The organism is Microbulbifer regidiadema (SeqCode) (genome assembly GCF_052467605.1).
In genome coordinates this window covers 3,509,165-3,527,870 of record NZ_CP174316.1, presented here as the reverse complement: position 1 = coordinate 3,527,870, position 18,706 = coordinate 3,509,165, and the positions used below count along the sequence as shown (strand labels likewise).

13 protein-coding genes are annotated in these 18,706 nt (G+C 58.7%); 4 read left to right on the top strand and 9 right to left on the bottom strand.

Translation table 11 applies throughout. From position 1 onward, the window contains the following. Positions 1-9 precede the first annotated feature (9 nt). Genes mutL through ACJJIF_RS16065 form a run of 4 tightly spaced genes read right to left on the bottom strand, consistent with a single transcriptional unit; the run spans position 10 to position 5,277 of the window. Positions 10-1,890: a DNA mismatch repair endonuclease MutL gene (gene mutL, locus ACJJIF_RS16080; protein WP_444929337.1), complete on the bottom strand. Its 1,881-nt coding sequence runs from the start codon at positions 1,888-1,890 to the stop codon at positions 10-12. 45 nt (positions 1,891-1,935) lie between these two features. Further along, positions 1,936-3,246, bottom strand: coding sequence for an N-acetylmuramoyl-L-alanine amidase (locus ACJJIF_RS16075; RefSeq protein WP_444929336.1), 1,311 nt, complete (start codon positions 3,244-3,246; stop codon positions 1,936-1,938). Between the two features lie 55 nt (positions 3,247-3,301). Then, the gene (gene tsaE / locus ACJJIF_RS16070) at positions 3,302-3,796 is read right to left on the bottom strand and encodes a tRNA (adenosine(37)-N6)-threonylcarbamoyltransferase complex ATPase subunit type 1 TsaE (protein ID WP_444929335.1); all 495 of its coding nucleotides are present in this window, start codon (positions 3,794-3,796) and stop codon (positions 3,302-3,304) included. Then, entirely contained in the window at positions 3,796-5,277 is a 1,482-nt protein-coding gene (locus ACJJIF_RS16065) for an NAD(P)H-hydrate dehydratase (RefSeq protein ID WP_444929334.1), read from the bottom strand. The genes tsaE and ACJJIF_RS16065 overlap by 1 nt, the downstream gene beginning before the upstream one ends. Before the next feature lie 134 nt (positions 5,278-5,411). Here ACJJIF_RS16065 and queG point away from each other — a divergent pair, with 134 nt between their 5' ends. Then, a complete protein-coding gene (queG, locus tag ACJJIF_RS16060) occupies positions 5,412-6,521 on the top strand; it encodes a tRNA epoxyqueuosine(34) reductase QueG (RefSeq protein ID WP_444929333.1) in 1,110 nt (369 codons plus the stop codon). A gap of 13 nt (positions 6,522-6,534) precedes the next feature. Here queG and orn read toward each other — a convergent pair whose 3' ends face one another. Further along, positions 6,535-7,074 (bottom strand): oligoribonuclease, encoded by a 540-nt coding sequence (gene orn / locus ACJJIF_RS16055; RefSeq protein ID WP_444929332.1) that lies wholly within the window; start codon positions 7,072-7,074, stop codon positions 6,535-6,537. Between the two features lie 86 nt (positions 7,075-7,160). Between orn and rsgA the strand changes: the two genes are divergently transcribed. From rsgA to asd, 3 genes are read left to right on the top strand one after another with little or no spacing between them, the layout of a single operon-like run. Then, positions 7,161-8,201 (top strand): small ribosomal subunit biogenesis GTPase RsgA, encoded by a 1,041-nt coding sequence (gene rsgA, locus ACJJIF_RS16050; protein ID WP_444929331.1) that lies wholly within the window; start codon positions 7,161-7,163, stop codon positions 8,199-8,201. Then, a complete protein-coding gene (locus tag ACJJIF_RS16045; RefSeq protein WP_444929330.1) occupies positions 8,198-8,992 on the top strand; it encodes a sulfurtransferase in 795 nt (264 codons plus the stop codon). The genes rsgA and ACJJIF_RS16045 overlap by 4 nt, the downstream gene beginning before the upstream one ends. 25 nt (positions 8,993-9,017) lie before the next feature. After that, entirely contained in the window at positions 9,018-9,881 is an 864-nt protein-coding gene (gene asd, locus ACJJIF_RS16040) for an archaetidylserine decarboxylase (RefSeq protein ID WP_444929329.1), read from the top strand. Positions 9,882-9,957: 76 nt separating this feature from the next. Here asd and ACJJIF_RS16035 read toward each other — a convergent pair whose 3' ends face one another. The 4 genes from ACJJIF_RS16035 to gltB all read right to left on the bottom strand — a co-directional run bounded on the left by ACJJIF_RS16035 (position 9,958) and on the right by gltB (position 18,606). Further along, the gene (locus ACJJIF_RS16035) at positions 9,958-11,310 is read right to left on the bottom strand and encodes a cyclic di-GMP phosphodiesterase (protein ID WP_444929328.1); all 1,353 of its coding nucleotides are present in this window, start codon (positions 11,308-11,310) and stop codon (positions 9,958-9,960) included. A gap of 168 nt (positions 11,311-11,478) precedes the next feature. Next, positions 11,479-12,558, bottom strand: coding sequence for a uroporphyrinogen decarboxylase (gene hemE, locus ACJJIF_RS16030; protein WP_444929327.1), 1,080 nt, complete (start codon positions 12,556-12,558; stop codon positions 11,479-11,481). A 160-nt stretch (positions 12,559-12,718) separates the two neighbouring features. Beyond that, on the bottom strand, positions 12,719-14,137 hold the full coding sequence (locus tag ACJJIF_RS16025; RefSeq protein WP_444929326.1) for a glutamate synthase small subunit GltD family protein: 1,419 nt from the start codon (positions 14,135-14,137) through the stop codon (positions 12,719-12,721). A 20-nt stretch (positions 14,138-14,157) separates the two neighbouring features. Beyond that, positions 14,158-18,606, bottom strand: coding sequence for a glutamate synthase large subunit (gene gltB / locus ACJJIF_RS16020; RefSeq protein WP_444929325.1), 4,449 nt, complete (start codon positions 18,604-18,606; stop codon positions 14,158-14,160). Positions 18,607-18,706: the final 100 nt, after the last annotated feature.

The window sequence follows — 18,706 nt, the reverse complement described above, 5'->3', positions numbered from 1 at the left end:
GCCGCGCAGCTATTGGCCGCGCATAAACCACTTATCCATATCCGCCAGTTTAACCTGGGTCCAAGTCGGGCGACCGTGGTTGCACTGACCGCTGCGCTCGGTGCGCTCCATATCCCGCAACAGGGCATTCATCTCCGGAATGGTCAGGCGCCGATTGGCGCGCACCGAACCGTGACAGGCCATAGTCCCCAGTACCTCGTTGATACGCTCACCAATACGGGCGCTGTCGCCTTCGCCGAGCAGGTCCGAGAGCACATCGCGCACCAGCTGTTCCACCTCGGCGCCGTGCAGCATTGTGGGCACCTGGCGCACCAGTAAGGTCTCGGGGCCGGCCCGCTGCAAGACGAAACCGAGCGCGGTGAATACCTCGCTGCGCTCTTCGAAACAGTCCGCTTCCCGCTGGCTGACCGCCAGGCTCACCGGAACCAGGAGGGGTTGGGCCTGGATGCCACCGGCCGCATAAGCCACCTTCATCTGCTCATAGACAATGCGCTCGTGGGCGGCGTGCATATCGACAACGACCATCCCGTGCTCGTTTTGCGCGAGAATATAGATCCCGTGCAACTGCGCCAGGGCAAAGCCCAGCGGCGGCACTTCTGCTTCGCTTTCAATGTCCGCACCTATGGTCGCCCCGGAAGGCGCTTGGGGCACGGACACTGGCCGGCTGCTGGGAACACCCTGCGGCTGTTGTGTCGCCGGGGATGAGTCCTGATACGGTTGGTGCAGAGCGCCGTAAGCGTTCATCTGCTCGCGCAAATTGGAGGGCGAGGGGCGATTGCTGAGTGGCATTTTATGCTGCCCGGCAAATTCACCGACCTGTAGGCCCGTGACCTGCTCCTGGCGCTCCTGTTCCGGCTCGCTTTCCGTTTCCTCTTTCTGCCCCGGGCGCACATCCGCCAGGGCACGGTGCAAACTGCCAAACAGGAAGTCGTGAACCAGGCGGCTGTCGCGGAAGCGCACCTCGTGTTTGGTCGGGTGTACATTCACATCGACGGAAGCGGGGTCCAGCTCCAGGTAAAGTACAAATGCCGGGTGGCGGCCGTGGTACAAGACATCGGCGAACGCCCGGCGCACCGCGTGGCTGACCACCTTGTCCCGTATAGCGCGGCCGTTGACGTAAAAGAACTGCAAGTCGGCCTGGGAGCGCGAGAACGCGGGTTCCGCAACCCACCCCCACAGGCGCAGACCGTTGCGCTCCACATCGATATGCAGCGCATTCTGCATAAATGCCGGCCCGCACACCTGGGCCACACGGCGCTCCATTTCCACCCGCCCGGTGCCCGCGCGCAGGTTGTGGACACCCTTGCCGTTGTGGCGCAGGCTGATAGAGACATCAAATCGCGACAGTGCCAGGCGCTTGATCGTATCGTCGATACGGTTGAATTCTGTTTTCTCGGTGCGCAGGAATTTGCGTCGAGCGGGGGTATTGAAGAACAGGTCGCGCACATCCACCGTGGTGCCACGGGGGTGAGCCGAGGGCGCAAGCTGCGCCTGCATATCGCGCCCCTCCGCACTGACCTGCCAACCCTTGCCACTTTCATCGCGGCTGCTGGTCAGTGCCAGGCGCGCCACCGAGGAGATACTGGCGAGGGCCTCGCCGCGAAAGCCCAGGGTGGCCACCGCCTCCAGATCTTCCAAAACGTGAATCTTGGAAGTCGCGTGGCGGGCCAGGGCCATGGGCAGGTCTTCCCGCTCTATGCCCTTGCCGTTATCGCGCACTTTCATGCGCTTGCTACCACCGCCGTCCACATCGACCTCAAGTCGCGTAGCGCCCGCATCCAGGCTGTTTTCCAGCAACTCCTTGATCACCGATGCCGGGCGCTCAACTACCTCACCGGCGGCAATCTGGTTGGCGAGACGAGGGGAGAGTTGCTGGATTTTATCGTGCATAAATCTGGCCTGTTAATGCTGCAAGGACCGCTCGGCGCCGAGATCTCAGCCGGAGGGGATACTCAGGGTCTGCCCCACCCGAATCACGGAGCTCTCAATGCCATTCGCTCTCATCAGGGCGGCGACAGAAATATTATACCGCGTCGCGATCCCCGACAGGGTCTCCCCGCGGGCGATCACGTGACTGCGAGACTTATCGCTCTGGTTGGCGGCGAGCCAGGTATCTGCCGGGGGGCGGCTGTTAAAGTGCGCCACTATACCGTCGGCGAGCTTTTGCGCCAGTTTGCGCTGGAAGCTGGGGTCGCGCAGGCGCTTCGCCTCCTGGGGGTTGGTAATAAAACCCGTCTCCACGAGAATTGAAGGTACATCCGGCGAACGCAGCACTGAGAAGTTGGCCTGCTCCACCTGTTTTTTATGCAGGTGAGTGACGGTGCCAATCTGCGACAGCACACTGGCGCCGATATCCAGGCTGGCATTCATGGTGGCAGTCATGGAGAGATCGAGCAATACGCCAGCAAGGGTGTCGTCCTTATCGCCCAGGCTCAAACTGCCGGCGCCACCGATAAGATCGGATTCGTTTTCCCGCGCGGCCAAAAAGCGGGCGGTCTCACTGGTTGCACCCCGCGAGGAGACCGCGTAGACCCCAGCGCCACGGGCATCTTTGCGGGTAAAGGCATCGGCGTGGATCGACACAAAAAGGTCCGCACGCATATTGCGCCCAATTTTTACCCGCTCCCGCAGCGGGATATAGTAATCCCCGGTGCGCACCAGCTTGGCGGTAAAGCCCTTCTCAGCGTTGATCTTTTTGTGCAGCTGCTTGGCGATTGCCAGCACCACATCCTTTTCCCGCAGGCGACCGGGGCCGGAAGCGCCCGGGTCCTCCCCGCCGTGCCCTGCATCAATCGCGACAATGATATTGCGCTCACTGCTGACCTGCTCCAGCGTTTTCTCGCTGCCTTTCACCTCGTCGTAAAGATCGATCACCAGCCGGTCCGGCAGACTTTCGTGGCGCGGCAGAACAAAGCTGCGCGGATTGATCTGCTGCTTGAGATCCAGCACCACCCGCAGGTCTCTCTTGTTTTGGCGGGCGTGGCGCACCCGCGCGATCGGGGTCTTGTCCAGATCCAACTTATCCAGCTCTGCTTTCAGCTCGGTCCCCGAGAGATCGACAACCACCCGGTGCGGGCCCTTGAGGGTAAATAGCTTGTGCTCCGCCGGGCCACTCAAGTCAAACACCAGGCGCGTATGGTCGGGGGCGCGCCACACCCGCACACCATCCACGTCTACCGCAGAGGCCGGCAGGACAGTAGCCAACCACAGCGCGACAATTGATAGAGACCGCCACATCAAACTCATTACTTCCCAGCCCCGTTGCTTATAGGTATCGGTAATTCCCTGTACTCTGGTGTTTTCAGGATTCTGGCAACAACTTTTGCAGTAGATCCAGCACCCGCTCCCCCTGGGGTGAATGCGCGATCAACCTGAGCTGGCGGCCGCTTTCAGGGACATCCAACTCAACCTCCAGGTCCGGGGCGGGCAGTATGCCCTCGCCCCGTTCGGGCCACTCGACCAGACTCAAGCTCTGCGCAGAGAAGTAATCCCGCACCCCCATAAATTCCAACTCTTCCGGGTCACCCAGGCGATAGAGGTCGAAGTGGTAAACCCGGTGCGCACCGAGATCATAGGGCTCCACCAGGGTATAGGTGGGACTCTTTACTGCGCCCTCGTGCCCAAAGGCCCTCAGCACCCCCCGGCAAAAAGTCGTCTTGCCCGCACCCAGCTGGCCCTGCAAATACAGCGTCAGCCCCTGCTGCAGGCCCGCCGCGAGACAGGCCCGCCCGAGCGAGTTGCCGCCGGATACGGTGGCTGCTTCATCAGCCAAATGCAATGTCAGTTCACTCGCCATCAATCTACCAAACGTCTAATCCAGGGTAATAAATCCGTCGCGAGCAATCCGCGCAGGCCCTCTTCGGCAGCGCGATTGCCCGCCTCTCCGTGTAACCACACCGCCAGTCGGGCAGCCTCCAGTAGCGGCAGGTGCTGACCAATCAATGCTGCGATAATGCCAGTAAGCAGGTCCCCCATACCACCGGAAGCCATACCCGGGTTACCCGTGTTGATCAGGTCAACGCCGCCACCGTGCGCAATCAGGGTGCCGGCGCCTTTTAATATCACTACGCCACTGAATTTTTGCTGAACTGCCACGGCAGCTGCGCGGGGATCGGCGAGCACCTCGGCGGTATCACAGCCCAGGAGGCGGGCGGCCTCCCCCACATGGGGGGTCAGCACCCAGTCGTCCCGCCGCACCCCGGCCAGGACCCGGCCCCCGGCGAGAATATTCAAGGCATCGGCATCTACGACCAAGGGCGCCTCGGCTCGGCCGGCTCGCGCCAGCAGCTGCTCACTCCAGGGGGAGCGCCCCAAACCGGGGCCCACGGCAATCACGCTGGGGCCTTCGAGCAGCGGTTCCAGCTCCTGCCCGGAGATCACCGGGTGGGCCATCACTTCCGGGCTGCGGGTCAGCGCCGCAGGCAAGTGCTCGGGGCGGGTCGCCAGGGAAATCAGCCCGGCACCACAGCGCGCAGCAGATTGCGCAGCCATCAATGCGGCACCGCCAAAGCCGCTATCACCGCCCACCACCAGAATATGACCAAACTGGTTTTTAAAACTATCGGCCGCGCGCGCAGGCAGGCGACGGATGGCATCCCCCTCGTAGCGCATAGCCAAGGGTTCGACCGCCCGATAGGCGGCCTCGGGTGCCCCCAAGTCTTCGAAAATCACCTCTCCACAGAGCGCCGGGCCGCGACCGCAGTAGAGCCCCATTTTGCGCCCGATAAAAGTCACCGTCATATCGGCACTGACCGCCTCGCCGGCACTGCCGGTATCGGCACTCAAACCGGAGGGGATATCCACCGCCAACACCGGACCGGGGCTTTTGCGGATTCGCTCAAGCGCATGCGCCACGCCAGAGCGCAGCTCACCGCTAAAGCCCGTTCCCAGCAGCGCATCCACAATCAGAGTATTGGCATCCGCCGTATCCAATTCAGCGAGGGAGTTCACCACCTGAACACCCTCCCGGCAGGCGTACTCATAGGCCTCGCGGGCGTCGCCGCTCAGGTGCTGAGGATCGCTACACGCATAGACGGTGACCGGGATTTTCTTTTGCGCGGCAAGCGCGGCTATCACATAGCCGTCGCCACCGTTGTTCCCACCACCGCAGAAAACCTGGAGGCGGCCGATCTGCGGCCAGCGCCTGCGTAGATGTGAAAAAGCCGCGCGACCGGCGCGCTTCATCAGTTGGATAGAGGGGATCTCCAGTGCAGCAATTGTCTGTCGATCCAGCTCACGTACCGACTCGGCACTGTATAGAGGTTGAGGCGTGTCCATGCAGCTCCCGCGATGTGGTCAAGAATTCATCTGTGGCAAAATAGGCAATTACATCGCCATTGTTTGCGCCAACCGCAAAGTATACCGCCCCGGCTAGGCATTGTGCTTGCAGGGAATATCGAGCCGCTTTATCTATGACCGAATCACTGCTCGCCGACTTAGCCCAACAGATTAAAATTTGGGGCCGGGAACTGGGTTTCCAACAAGTGGGTATTACCGATTGCCAACTGGAAGAGGAAGGGGAGCGCCTGCGCGCCTGGATTGAGGCGGGCTATCACGCTGATATGGACTGGATGGGCGCTCACGGTGAGAAACGCTGGCGCCCCGAATTATTGGAGCCGGGAACACTGCGGGTCATCAGCGTGCGCCTGGACTACCTGCCACCAGACACCCAGCCGATTAAAGTATTGAAGGATTCGAGTAAGGCCTATGTGTCCCGCTATGCCAATGGCCGCGATTACCACAAACTGATCCGCAAACGCCTGGCCAACCTGGCCAAGCAAATTGACAGCTACTGCGCCGAGCGGGGTATTGAGTCGAAAGGTCGGGCGTTTACCGACAGTGCCCCGGTGATGGAGAAGGCCCTGGCAGCCAAGGCCGGCCTGGGCTGGATTGGCAAAAATACGCTGGTACTCAATTCGACCGCCGGCTCCTACTTTTTCCTCGGCGAGATCTATACCAATTTGCCGCTGCCCGTGGATATCAGCGAGCAACCGGATCAGTGCGGCGACTGTGTCGCCTGCCTCAGGGTTTGCCCCACCGATGCCTTTGTGGACGACCGTACCCTGGATGCGCGGCGCTGTATCTCCTACCTCACTATTGAGAACAAGGGCCCAATCCCTGAGGAGTTTCGCGAGCCTATCGGCAATCGGATCTACGGCTGTGACGACTGCCAGATCGTGTGCCCTTGGAATAAATTCGCCAAGCCCACCAGTGAAAAAGACTTTCACCCCCGCCACGGATTGGACAATGGCGAGCTGCTGACGCTGTTTACCTGGAGCGAAGAGGAGTTCCTGCGCAAGACCGAGGGCTCGGCGATTCGCCGTATCGGCCACGAGCGCTGGCTGCGCAACCTGGCTGTTGCCCTGGGCAATGGCGAGGCCACACCCGAAGTCATCAATACCCTGGAGAGTGCACGCGCCGGCGCTACACCCCTGGTCTTGGAGCATATCGATTGGGCGCTGGAGCGGTTGCACAGCGGGCGCAGGCGCAAGCGTAAAATCAAACGCAAGCCCGCCGGCTAATCGGGAGTGGGGGTCAGAGACGGAAGAAGGTTTCGCGGTAGTGGCACAACTCGTTGATGGAATCGCGGATATCATCGAGCGCCAAGTGACTACTATGTTTTTTGACTCCGTCCAAAACCTCTGGGCGCCAGCGGCGAGCCAATTCCTTCACTGAACTGACATCCAGATTGCGGTAGTGGAAATAGGCTTCCAGCGCCGGCATATATTTCACCAGAAAGCGGCGGTCCTGGCCGATAGAGTTACCGCACATGGGGGAGGCGCCCTCGGGGACCCACTGTCGCAGGAACTCCAGGGTCTCCCTCTCTGCGTCACGCTCGGAATTGCTGGACGCCTTAACCCGCGCTACCAGCCCGGAACCGCCGTGCTGTTCGGTATTCCATTCATCCATAGCCTCCAGCAGGGCATCGCTTTGGTGAATCACCATTGAGGGGCCCTCGGCGAGAATCTCCAGGCGTGAATCCGTCACGATCGTGGCAATTTCAATAATGCGCTCTTTGTCTGGATTTAAACCGGTCATCTCCAGGTCAATCCAGATCAGGTTGTTCTGATCCACAACGGGCCTCCTCAAACTTTCCGCGCAAGTTACCGCAACTACCCGGCAATAGCTATAATCCGCCGCTAGTCTCCAGGTGCTAGTGCATGAGTAAACGCAAATTAAATCGCCGCCAACAGTGGCGTATCAACAAAATCCAGCAAGAACGCGAAGCCCGCGCGCGCAAGCGCGAGCAATCTGCCGAAGACGCCCTGGAAGAAGGGCAACTGGGGCAGGAGCAGATCGGTCTGGTTATCGCCAACTATGGCACACAGGTTTTAGTGGAGAGCGAGAGTGATCCGAGCCTGCGCCAGCGCTGCCATTTGCGCGCCAATATCGAAACCTTGGTGACCGGCGATCGCGTTGCCTGGCACCCCGCCAGCGAAGATAGCGATGGGGGCATTGGTGTTATCGGCGCGCGCCTGCCGCGCAACTCCGAGCTACAGAGGCCCGATCGCTACGGCGACCTGAAAACGGTTGCCGCCAATATCGATCGCATATTGATCGTTATCGCCCCCTACCCGGAACCCTTTGCCAATGCCATAGACCGCTATCTGGTCGCCGCAGAGACCACAGGCATAGCGCCGATGCTGCTGCTCAATAAAACCGATCTGATCGATGAGCGCAATCGCGAGTCACTGGAAGAGCTGCTCGCCCCCTACCCAGAGCTGGGCTATCCGGTTTTGCGGCTGTCCACCAAAACTGGCGAGGGCCTGCCGGAGCTGCTGGAAACCCTTGCGCAAGGATGTAGCGTTTTTGTAGGGCAGTCCGGGGTGGGCAAGTCATCCCTGGTCAACGCACTGCTGCCCAGTGCCGGCGCCCGCACCGGTGCCCTTTCAGAGGCCACACAGAAGGGGACTCACACCACTACAGCGGCGGAACTGTTTCACCTGCCCAGTGGGGGTGATCTGATAGACTCCCCAGGCATTCGCGAGTTTGGACTCTGGCATATGGAGGAGGCCGCCCTACTGGAAGGGTTTGTGGAATTCCGACCATTTATAGGACACTGCCGCTTTCGCGACTGCCGCCACCAGGGCGAACCCGGTTGCGCTATCCAGGAGGCTCTGACCGATGGAAAAATTAGCGAGCGCCGCATGAATAGCTTTCTGCATTTGCGCAACAGCCTGGAATCGGAGAACAAGTTTTGAAACTGATTATCGAAGCGGAAGAGCTCGCGGCTCAGTTTGAGCGCGAAGAGCTGCTGATTGTCGATCTCAGCTCACCCCACAACTACCTCAACGGCCATATCCCCGGGGCTGTTCACCTGCCCTTCCAGGCACTCATGGCTGGCACCGCGCCCGCACCGGGCAAGCTGCCCGGTATCGAGCAACTGACCCAGGTGTTTCAAGCTATCGGCCTAAAGCCGGAACAGCATGTGGTCGCCTGTGACGACGAGGGCGGCGGTTGGGCCGGGCGCTTTTTGTGGACTCTGGAAATGATAGGCCACCGCAATTACAGCTACCTGAATGGCGGTATGCTGGCCTGGCGAGGCGCCGACCTTCCCCTTACCAGCGAGTCAGCGCAAATCGAGCCGAGCGATATTCAAATCACCGTCAGCAGTGACGCTGCAATGGATGCCCAGCAAATCCTGGATCAACTGGGCAGCGATAAATTTCTTGTCTGGGATGCCCGCTCCCCCCAGGAGTATCGCGGTGAGCGGGTCCTGGCCATGAAGGGCGGCCATATTCCCGGGGCGATCAATTGCGAGTGGACCCAATTGATGGACCCGCAAAGAGATTTGCGTATCCGCTCCGATGCTCGCGAATTCCTCGCCGCCCTGGGAATTGATAGCTCACATAAGATTGTCACCCACTGCCAGAGCCATCACCGCTCCGGCTTTACCTGGTTAGTGGGTAGATCCCTGGGATTTGATATCCGCGCTTACCCAGGTTCCTGGAGCGAGTGGGGCAACTTGCCCAATACCCCGGTACAGCAGTAGATACATTGAGAAAAGACGTAGATTTATGAACCCTAAACTTTTTGCCGCCCTGCAATACCTCACGCCGCAACACGCACTCTCCCGCGCTGCCGGCTGGTTGGCGAATACGGAACTCAAGTGGATCAAAGATCCTTTCACCCGCTGGTTTGTGGAAAAATACGGCGTGGATATGCAGGAGGCCAAAGAGAGCGACTGCACTGCCTACCGCACCTTCAATGAATTCTTTACCCGCGAGTTGGTGGACGGCGCCCGCCCCGTTATCGAAGGGCAACACACCCTCGCCAGCCCCGCCGACGGCGCCATCAGCCAGCTGGGCCAGATCCATAACGGCCGTATTTTCCAGGCCAAGGGTCACGACTACAGCCTGGTTGAGCTGGTGGGCGGTGATCCCAAGGTAGCGGCGCAATTTAATGACGGACACTTCGCCACTGTGTATCTGTCACCGAAGGATTATCACCGTGTGCATATGCCCATGGCCGGCACCCTGCGCAGCATGACCTATGTGCCCGGGCAGCTTTTCTCCGTGAATACGGTAACGGCAGAAAATGTGCCGCGCCTGTTCGCGCGCAATGAGCGCCTGGTCTGCGTGTTCGATACAGAAGCGGGCCCTATGGCAATGATCCTGGTGGGCGCAATGATTGTCGCCGGTATCGAAACCGTATGGGCCGGACAAGTCGCTCCTATCCAGCGCAAGGTTATCAGCACAGATTATCTGGATAAGGCGCCCATCCACCTGGAGAAAGGTGAAGAGATGGGACGCTTTAAGCTGGGCTCTACCGTCATTATGCTATTTGGTGCAGACCAGGTGAGCTGGCTCGATCAGCTTGAGGCCGAGTCGCCCGTGCGCATGGGTGAGCATTTCGGTAATTTACTGTCCGATAAGGACTGATATTTAGAAGGGGCAGCGGCAGTCTTTAGGAGCCTCTAAACAACTCCTTAACTGCCGCCTCGAGAAAAGCGCGCGCTTATTTTGTCAGGCGCGTTAGCAGCTGCCCCAATCGGCCACCGCGGAATAGATAGTCGTCGCGAATATTTGCCGCATCCACTTGGGGGTAAGCCCCGGGCTCTATATCCCTGAGGATACTGATCTTTTCCTCAGCTCTCATCTTGCCGCGTTCGATCAGCTTTTGCTCGCGATCCTCGACCTCAGCCAGGTCGCACAGGCGGGGCTTAGTGAGCGCCTGTTTTTGCCCATCGAGCACAATCATCACTTTTGGCCGCAGGCGCCGGTCGTAGGTCTGCTCCACTACCACACCCACTTCTCCGGTCGACAGCTCTACCTGGGTACCGGTGGGGTAGAGACCAATAGCCTGGATAAACTCCACCACCAACTGCTCCTGATAGGCGATACCGCGCAGGTCATACAGTTTGGCAACTGCCCGGGATGGTGCCACCGGCTCACTGGAACCGCGGGGGTTAGTGGCCTCATCGTAAAAAGTTACTATTCCGCACATGCGCGCCAGCACCGAAATCCGGTCACCGCGCAAGCCCTCGGGGTAGCCGCTGCCATCGTGGCGCTCGCAGTGACCGCTAACGATTTCAATCACCTGCGCATCTATTTTCGGGTCTGCCGCCAGCATCTTCACGCTGTGCTGCACAAATTTGCGATACTCCAGCTCGCTGCGCGGGTCGCGCCGCTTCATCTGCAACACTTCCCCGTCGATAGACAGTTTACCCACATCTTTTAGCAGAGTAGCCACCCCCAACTTCAGTAAGTCAGTACGCGAAAGGCCAATATGGCGGCCGAATAGCACGGCCCAAATACTGGCGCGCACCGAGTGGCTGTAGGTGTGCTCATCTTTATCCCGCACCCGGGCCAACCAGGCGAACGCATCGGGGCTGCGCAATACACTCTCAACCAGATCCTCGACAACCTGATTGACCTGCTGCACCGGTATGGGTCTGTTATTGGCGATAAGACCCATTACCTCACTCATGCCATAGAGAATCTGGCCGTGGAGCTTGCGCGCATTGCTGGCTTCCCGCTGCACCGGCTGTGGCGGGGGGTATTTTTTATGGGAAACAGAGACAGGTTTGCAGGGGATAGTGACCGCTGTACGAGTGGAGGCGCCCCTCTTAGCGGAAGTCTCACTGTCACCGAGTAATCGGCGCAGCGTAACACCGGCACTGCCGACAGTTTTGTGAATGTCGACATACACAAAGCGACAGTATTTCTGTAATTGGCGGATTTCTTCCAGATCGCGGATATAGAAACCCTGTAGCGCAAATGGCGCTCGCGCCCAAGGCCGGTCAAGCTTGGAGACAAACATGCCGCGCTGTAAATCACCGACAGAAATTTTTGCTTGTTCGATTGCCACTGGGAAGATGCCGACAACTGTAATTAATACTACAAAGCTGCCCAGAGAGACCTGCGGCTCAATCTCCTCGGTCTCTGGGGCAAGCCAACCTTTATATCATGGAGCGATATTAAGGTTCACCCGCCCAAAGTGAGACTGCATTCACAGACTCAGCGATCAGTCGCCAAATCAGGCGTGATACTGACCCGACAGCTCTACCACAGCTTCAATCATGGCACCGGCGTGCTTGGGATCCACCTTCGGGGTAATACCGTGACCTAAATTGAAAACATGGCCACTTCCCTGCCCAAATGACTTCAGAACAGCCGCCACTTCTGTGCGAATTCGCTCGGGGCTGGCGTAGAGAACAGCCGGGTCCAAATTGCCTTGCAGGGCCACCTTGTCGCCCACGCGGGCGCGGGCACTGCCAATGTCGGTAGTCCAGTCCAAGCCCAGGGCATCGGCGCCAGTATCTGCCATTGCCTCCAGCCACTGACCCCCGCCCTTAGTGAACAGGATTGCCGGCACTCGACGACCGTCGACTTCCTTAATCAGCCCCTGGAGAATTCTCTGCATATATTTCAGGGAGAATTCACGATAAGCACTGTGGCTGAGTGCCCCGCCCCAGGTATCAAAGATTTGTACGGCCTGGGCACCAGCGCGAATCTGGGCGTTCAGGTAATCGGTAACAGAGTCAGCCAGCACCGTGAGCAATTGGTGCATCAATTCCGGGCGGTTGTAGAGCATTTCCTTGCAGCGGGCAAAATCCTTGCTGGAGCCGCCTTCAACCATATAAGTGGCCAGTGTCCAGGGACTGCCGGAGAAACCGATAAGCGGCACGCGACCATTCAACTCGCGGCGGATGGTGGACACGGCATTCATCACATAGTCCAAATCCTTTTCGCTGTTCACCACTTCCAGGGCTTCGATATCGGCCGCCGTGCGCAGGGGCTTGTGGAACTTGGGGCCCTCGCCTTCGGAGAAGTAGAGGCCCAAGCCCATGGCATCGGGAATGGTCAGGATATCGGAAAACAGAATGGCGGCATCCAGCGGGTAGCGCTCCAGGGGTTGCAGCGTCACCTCACAGGCCAGCTCGGTATTGCGGCACAGATCCATAAAGCTGCCGGCTTCGGCGCGACTGGCTCGATATTCCGGCAGGTAGCGCCCCGCCTGTCGCATCATCCATACAGGCGTTCGATCCACTGGCTGGCGCAGCAGGGCGCGAAGAAAGCGATCGTTTTTCAATTCGGACGGTTTGGTATCAGACATAGAAACACCGAGCGGGCTAAAAAAACGGCCATTGTACAGGGGCTGGGCCGCTATACACAGGGTGGCAAAGATATTGCGGGGTGCCTATTGGGACTGGCACAAATATACACGGGATAATTGGGCAGTGAGGGACGGTGCCCTCACTGCAAATCAGAAACGATTAAATATCCAGGTAATCGAGGATACCCTCACCGGCCTGGCGCCCTTCCCAGATAGCGGTCACTACCAGGTCGGAGCCTCGCACCATATCGCCGCCGGCAAATACCTTCTCATTGGAGGTCTGGAATTTGTATTTTTGTTTTTCTGGAGCGACGACACCACCCCAGTCGGCAACTTCAATATTGTGCTCTGAAAACCACTCCGCCGGGCTGGGACGGAAGCCAAAGGCCACCAGGACAATATCCGCCGGGATAATTTCTTCCGAACCGGGCACTACCTGAGGGCGGCGACGGCCGTTTTCATCGGGCTCACCGAGTTCTGTGGTTACCACTTTAACCCCAGCCACCTTGCCATCGCCAACGATCTCAACCGGCTGGCGGTTGAATTTGAACTGTACGCCCTCTTCCTTGGCATTGGCCACTTCCCGACGCGAGCCGGGCATATTTTCCTCATCGCGGCGGTAGGCACAGGTGACGCTTTTGGCGCCCAGTCGAATCGAGCTGCGGTTGCAGTCCATGGCGGTATCACCACCACCGAGAACCACCACGCGCTTGCCCTCAACCGAAACAAATTCCGAGGCGTCGCGCTCCCAGCCCATATTGCGATTTACGTTGGCAATCAGGAATGGCAAAGCATCGTGAACACCGGGCAGATCTTCACCGGGGAAGCCGCCTCTCATATAGTTGTAAGTGCCCATCCCCATAAAGACAGCATCGTAGTCATTGAGCAGCTGCTCAAAACTGATGTCCTTACCCACCTCAGTATTGAGACAGAACTCAACCCCCATCTCAGTAAACACTTCCCGGCGCTGCTGCATTACCGACTTCTCCAGCTTGAACTCGGGAATACCAAAAGTAATCAAGCCGCCAATTTCCGGGTGCTTGTCGAACACCACCGGCTGCACGCCATTGCGCACCAAAATATCAGCGCAGCCCAGACCCGCCGGGCCGGCACCAATCACCGCCACTCGCTTGCCCGTTTTCTCCACATGACTTAAGTCCGGGCGCCAACCCAGGGCGAAGGCTGTATCGGTAATGTATTTTTCCGCATTGCCGATGGTGACCGCACCAAAGCCATCATTGAGGGTACATGCGCCCTCACAGAGACGGTCCTGGGGGCACACCCGGCCACAGACTTCCGGCAGGGTATTGGTTTCGTGGCAGAGTTCGGCTGCCTCAATAACATTGCCCTCGCTGATCAGCTTCAACCAGTTGGGAATGTAGTTGTGTACCGGGCACTTCCATTCGCAGTAGGGATTGCCGCAATCCAGGCAGCGGTGCGCCTGGCTGGCCACCTGCCGCTCACTGAAAGGCTCATAAATCTCAACAAACTCGCCGGTGCGGGTGATGATGTCCTTCTTCGGCGGATCGATGCGACTTACGTCGATAAACTGGAAGTCATTGTTCAGTCTGTCTTTCATACTGTTTCTCTACCCCGCCTTTATTCGCCGCGCTTGCGCACGTCGGAAAGAAGATCTGCAAGGCTCGCCGCCTTTGGTTTAACCAGCCAGAAACGGCTCAAGTAATCATCGAAGTTATCCAATAACTCGGCGCCCCAGGCGCTCTGGGTCTCCGCCGCATACTCTTCGATAACTTCGCGCAGGTGACTCTGGTGTGGTTCGAGAATTTCGCTGCTGATTCGGCGCAGCTCGATCAACTCATGGTTGCAGCGATCGAAGAAATCCCGCTCCATATCCAGCACATAGGCAAAGCCACCGGTCATACCGGCGCCGAAATTAAATCCGGTGCGCCCGAGAACCGCGACCATACCCCCGGTCATATATTCACAGCAGTGATCTCCCGCCCCTTCGACGACCGCAAAGGCACCGGAGTTGCGCACGGCGAAGCGCTCACCGGCACAGCCCGCCGCAAATAACTTGCCGCCCGTGGCACCGTAGAGACAGGTATTGCCGACAATACTGGTTTCCTGGGAGGCGAATGAGCTGCCTTGCGGCGGTCGTATAACCAGCTTGCCGCCAGCCATACCTTTGCCCACATAGTCGTTGGCATCGCCATCCAGATACATTTCCAGACCGCCGGCATTCCACACACCGAATGACTGGCCGGCGACCCCTTTGAGGCGCAGTTTCACCGGAGCTGCAACCATGCCCTGGTTGCCGTAGCGCTTGGCGATCTCACCGGACAGGCGCGCACCCAGGGATCGGTCACAGTTGGTCACGTCGTAGCTGAACTCGCCACCTTTGAAGCCTTCGATGGTCGGCAGGATATCCGCCACCATCCGCTCCGCCAGCTCACCCTTATCCCACGGATCATTCGTCGCGGACTGACAGGTTTGCGGCTTGCTGTCCAACAGCTCATCCGTATGCAATAGAGGCGCGAGATCCAGCTTTTTCTGCTTGTCAGTTTCGCCATCCAGCACGCGCAGCAAGTCCACACGCCCCACCAGATCCTCCAGGGTCCGCACGCCCAGACGCGCCATCCACTCGCGGGTCTCCTCGGCGACAAAACGGAAGAAGTTCATCGCCATTTCTGCGGTGCCGATATAGTGCTCGTCACGCAGGTCCTTCTTCTGAGTGGCGATACCGGTGGCGCAGTTATTCAAGTGGCAGATGCGAAGATACTTACAGCCGATCGCCACCATGGGTGCCGTACCAAAGCCAAAGCTCTCGGCACCGAGAATTGCCGCCTTGATCACATCGAGGCCGGTTTTCAGACCCCCATCGGTTTGTACCCGAACCTTGCCGCGCAGATCATTGGCGCGCAGGGTCTGGTGGGTTTCCGCCAATCCCAGCTCCCAGGGCGACCCGGCATAGCGAATCGAGGTGATTGGGCTGGCCGCTGTGCCGCCGTCATAGCCGGAGATGGTAATCAAATCCGCATAGGCTTTTGCAACACCCGCAGCAATGGTGCCAACCCCAGGCCGCGATACCAGTTTTACCGAGACCAAAGCATCGGGATTAACCTGTTTGAGGTCGTAGATCAGCTGCGCCAAATCCTCGATGGAATAGATATCGTGATGGGGCGGCGGAGAAATCAGGGTCACACCGGGCACCGAATAGCGCAGCCGCGCGATCAGTTCGTTGACCTTGCCACCGGGCAGCTGACCGCCTTCACCGGGCTTGGCGCCCTGGGCTACCTTAATTTGCAATACCTCGGCATTTACCAGGTAGTGCGGTGTTACGCCAAAACGACCGGAGGCAATTTGCTTGATCTTGGAAACTTTATCAGTGCCAAAACGAGCTGGATCTTCACCGCCCTCGCCACTGTTTGAACGCCCACCCAGGCGATTCATCGCTTGGGCCAGGGATTCATGGGCTTCGGGGGACAGGGCCCCCAGTGACATGGCGGCAGTATCAAAGCGACGCAAAATCTGCTCTGCCGGCTCCACGTCTTCCAGAGCTACCGGTTCGATGTTCTCCCTGAAGTCCAGCATATCCCGCAATGTCGCCACGGGGCGCTGGTTAACCAGCTCCGCATAGTCCCGCCACGCGGCATAATCACCGGTGCTGGCAGCGCGCCGCAGGGTAGTCACCACATCCGGGTTAAAAGCGTGATACTCCTGGCCGTAAACAAACTTGTGCAGACCACCGGGGGAAACCGGTTTGCGGGCTTTCCAGGCGATATCGGCACGGGCCGCCATATCGGCTTGCAGCTCGGGGAAGCCGGCACCTTCGATGCGAGTGGGCGCTCCGGGGAAACACAGATCCACCACATCCCTGGAAATACCCACCAGCTCGAACAGCAGTGCGCCGCGATAAGAGGCAACGGTGGAAATGCCCATCTTGGACAGGATTTTTAACAGGCCCTTGATAATGCCGTTGCGATAATTTTTCTGCGCCTCAGCGGCATCCAGTAGCAATTCACCGGTATCGATCAGGTGATTGATAATGCTGTAGGAGAAATACGGGTGTACTGCGGTGGCACCGACGCCGACCAAACAGGCCAACTGATGCGCATCGCGGGCGCTGGCGGTATCCACCACAACATTGGAATCACAGCGCAAGCCCGCATGTACCAGGTGGTGGTGCACCGCACCCGTCGCCAGCAGTGCATCGATTGGCAAGTGCCCCTCGCGAATATCGCGATCGGACAGCACGACAATCACAGCCCCTGCCCTCACTGAGGCCTCAACTTTGGCGCAGAGCTGTTCAATCGCCGACTTGAGATCCAACTCAGTGGGGTCGTAGTTCAGGTCGAAGATCTCCGCTTCGAAGCCCGGGCGATCAAGGGATAAGAGTGCCGTGTACTTCATATGGGAAAGTACTGGCGAAGACAGGATTACCCGATCCGCATGCTCCGGAGTTTCCTCAAATACGGATTTCTCTCGACCCAGGCAGGTTTCCAGAGACATCACCACAGTTTCCCGCAGGGGGTCAATTGGCGGGTTGGTTACCTGGGCAAACTGCTGGCGAAAGTAGTCGTAGAGCGAGCGATTGTAGCGGGACAAAACCGCCATCGGCGTATCATCGCCCATTGAACCGACCGCTTCCTGGCCCGCCTCAGCCATGGGCCGGACGACTTTATCGCGCTCTTCCAGGGAGGAGCTGAACAGCTTTTGGTAGACTTTGAATTGCTGGTGGGAGAAGTTGTTGTCCACCGGCGCAGTAACCAGAGTAGAGCGGATACGGCGTGCTTTATTCTTGAGCCAGCGCTTATAGGGCTGTGCCCGCTTGAGCATATTATCGATGTCAGCGGTGTGGTAGAGCTTGCCTTCCTGGGTGTCCACCGACAGCATCTGCCCCGGTCCGAGGCGGCCCTTAGCCACAACATCTTCGGGAGCATAGTCGTACACGCCCACTTCGGAGGCCACAGTGATCAGGTCATCCTTGGTAATCACCCAGCGCGAGGGGCGCAAGCCGTTGCGGTCCAGGGTACACACGGCATAGCGGCCATCCGTCATCACCAATCCAGCCGGCCCATCCCAGGGCTCCATATGCATGGAGATATATTCGTAAAAGGCGCGCAGGTCCGCATCCATTCCTTCAACATTTTGCCAGGCCGGTGGCACTAGCATACGCACGGCCCGGTGCAGTTCCATACCGCCCGCCAACAGCATCTCCAGCATATTGTCCAGGCTGGAGGAGTCGGAACCCTCACGGTTAACCAGGGGCACCAGCTCATTCAGCTCTGGAATCAGGTCAGTAGCAAATTTACTGGTGCGGGCAACAGACCAGTTGCGGTTGCCGGTAATAGTGTTGATCTCACCATTGTGCGCCAGCAGGCGAAATGGCTGGGCCAGGGGCCAGCGGGGCATGGTGTTGGTAGAGAAGCGCTGGTGGAAAACACAGATCGCGGTTTCCAGGCGCGGGTCGGCCAGCTCTGGGAAAAACTTGGGCAGATCAGCCGGAATCATCAGGCCCTTGTAGGAGAGGACACTGGTTGAAAGGCTGGCGATATAGACTTCGCTACTTAAGCGCAACTCGGCTTTGCGACGGGCCACATAGAGACGGGCATTGAATTTCGCCTCGCCGAGGGGCTCGTCTGCATCGTTGATCAGCAACTGCTCAAAGTGCGGCAGGCAATCCCGGGCAATGGGGCCCAGGCATTCCGGGTTGGTCGGTACGGTGCGCCAGCCGACGGTCTTTAGGCCCTGAGCTTGCAACTCAGTTTCGAGAATTTTGCGGGCCTTCTCGGCTTCAGCTTGATCCAGTGGGAGCATGATTGACCCCACGGCGTAGGTTGCTGTCAGCTCAGCGCCAAACAGGGTCTTGGCTTCTGCGCGGAGGAAAGTATCCGGCTTTTGCAGCAAAAGACCGCAACCATCGCCAGTCTTACCGTCGGCGGCAATACCGCCCCGGTGGGTCATGCAAGTGAGGGATTCAATGGCCGTCTGCACTAACTTGTGACTTGCCACACCGTGCAAATGAGCGATCAGACCAAAACCGCAGTTGTCCTTAAACTCATCCAACTGATACAGACTGCTACCCATAGAATTCCTCGTCGCTATCGATTGGGGGACCACTGGCGCTTAAAAAAAGAAGTGCCTGTTATGGGCGAATGTCACTTTAAGCTTCGCGCTACGCTCTCCT

What these genes read in the sequence shown, in the direction of transcription:
- mutL (WP_444929337.1), bottom strand. Translation starts at nt 1,890, where the DNA reads ATGCACGATAAAATCCAGCAACTCTCCCCTCGTCTCGCCAACCAGATT.
- ACJJIF_RS16075 (WP_444929336.1), bottom strand. Translation starts at nt 3,246, where the DNA reads ATGAGTTTGATGTGGCGGTCTCTATCAATTGTCGCGCTGTGGTTGGCT.
- tsaE (WP_444929335.1), bottom strand. Translation starts at nt 3,796, where the DNA reads ATGGCGAGTGAACTGACATTGCATTTGGCTGATGAAGCAGCCACCGTA.
- ACJJIF_RS16065 (WP_444929334.1), bottom strand. Translation starts at nt 5,277, where the DNA reads ATGGACACGCCTCAACCTCTATACAGTGCCGAGTCGGTACGTGAGCTG.
- queG (WP_444929333.1), top strand. Translation starts at nt 5,412, where the DNA reads ATGACCGAATCACTGCTCGCCGACTTAGCCCAACAGATTAAAATTTGG.
- rsgA (WP_444929331.1), top strand. Translation starts at nt 7,161, where the DNA reads ATGAGTAAACGCAAATTAAATCGCCGCCAACAGTGGCGTATCAACAAA.
- asd (WP_444929329.1), top strand. Translation starts at nt 9,018, where the DNA reads ATGAACCCTAAACTTTTTGCCGCCCTGCAATACCTCACGCCGCAACAC.
- hemE (WP_444929327.1), bottom strand. Translation starts at nt 12,558, where the DNA reads ATGTCTGATACCAAACCGTCCGAATTGAAAAACGATCGCTTTCTTCGC.
- ACJJIF_RS16025 (WP_444929326.1), bottom strand. Translation starts at nt 14,137, where the DNA reads ATGAAAGACAGACTGAACAATGACTTCCAGTTTATCGACGTAAGTCGC.
- gltB (WP_444929325.1), bottom strand. Translation starts at nt 18,606, where the DNA reads ATGGGTAGCAGTCTGTATCAGTTGGATGAGTTTAAGGACAACTGCGGT.